Origin of the sequence: Xenorhabdus sp. PB30.3 (assembly GCF_963895965.1) — a bacterium.
In the GTDB taxonomy this organism is placed as follows: Bacteria; Pseudomonadota; Gammaproteobacteria; order Enterobacterales; family Enterobacteriaceae; genus Xenorhabdus; species Xenorhabdus stockiae.
Window position 1 is genome coordinate 1 of the sequence record NZ_CAWQMW010000106.1, and the last position, 1249, is coordinate 1249.

At 43.2% G+C, this 1249-nt stretch carries 2 protein-coding genes; both read right to left on the bottom strand.

Annotation, left to right across the window (positions count from 1 at the left end; translation table 11 throughout):
* Nucleotides 1-361 precede the first annotated feature (361 nt).
* Complete coding sequence (locus tag AACX38_RS06645; RefSeq protein WP_228865908.1) at nucleotides 362-838, bottom strand: transposase; 477 nt, start codon at nucleotides 836-838, stop codon at nucleotides 362-364.
* Between the two features lie 31 nt (nucleotides 839-869).
* A complete protein-coding gene (locus AACX38_RS06650) occupies nucleotides 870-1193 on the bottom strand; it encodes an IS630 transposase-related protein (RefSeq protein WP_228865541.1) in 324 nt (107 codons plus the stop codon).
* Nucleotides 1194-1249: the final 56 nt, after the last annotated feature.

A 1249-nucleotide genomic window follows, 5' to 3' on the forward strand; every position in this document is an offset into this window, starting at 1 on the left:
GCCGAAGCGCCTGTTCCCAGAGATTGACAGGTGAGGCCATAGGACACCTCCCTTGGTGTTAGGAAGATAGAGAGTCATCATGACACAATATGGATCACGGCTGTAGTACTAGGCGAGGAGTACAACTTTCTCTCTTCTTTTATTAGATCTCTGATTTCGACTGACATTTCACCTTGAAAAAATGAGAGTTACCGACTTTGGTTAAAGGTGTCAAAACTTAAATCAAAACAAAAAAATAGCTCTCGTATATCATACTGATACACAACATAAATGTATTTTAATCAAATAGTTATTTTCATTACTCATACCGTAGTTCAGCAGATTAAAAAGTGTGCTCACAACTATAGCCAAATCAAAATAATTAGACATATTTTACATGCGTCATAAACAGTTCATCAATTGAACACCTTTCTCGTCTTCTTATCGCTTTGACTTCAGTCCATTTCGGTTCGATGGGGTTCAAATCCGGACTGTAAGGAGGTAACCATTCCAACAGGCAACCGTGGTCTGCTATCGCTTTTATGGTGTCATGCCGTTTATGGAAGGGGGCATTATTCATCACAATCACGGCTTCGCTTGGGAGCTTAGGCAGCAAATCTTGTGTCATCCAGGCATGAAAGACATCCGCATTCATGTTTCCAGAAAATAAGCTTAAGGTCACGAAGGTCTTTTTGAGGATCGCGCCAATGACATTCATGCGGTCTTTGGCCTGCCAATCGTGTGTGCCGAAGCAGCGTAACCCTTTCGCCGAATAACCGTGTGTGCGGGGCATAGACTGCGAAAAACCGCTTTCATCCAGATAAACAATCGGTTTCATCGCCTGTTCGTAGTGGCCGATGCGTTCGACAAACGCCTGACGAGCCTGAGCGTCAGCGTTGGGGTGTCTTAGCGTTTTTTTTGACTGTTATTTTCAGCCGTTTCAAGGCGTAATGGATAGCAGACTGCGCGACACCCAAGCGTTTTGCCCTTTCCCATTGATAGTCGTCGGGGTAATTTTTGACATCAGTGAGAAGCGCTTCATCACTGATTTTTGTGGGCGGCTTATTCCGTGTCACACAGGGTTCTATTTTATGACTCCACCGAAATAAGGTCCGCATAGAAACCTCAAAATGGGTACACGTTTGTTCGAAGGTCAACGAATGCTTGTCTTTATATGCCAGTACTCGCTTTCGAAAATCCAGACTATAGCCCATCTCACTTTATCCTTTGTCATATGAATCCAGCTATTATGTCATATTAATATGATTCT

Bases quoted from the DNA above. Each gene is read 5' to 3' on its own strand.
- AACX38_RS06650 (WP_228865541.1), bottom strand. From the start codon at position 1,193: ATGGGCTATAGTCTGGATTTTCGAAAGCGAGTACTGGCATATAAAGAC.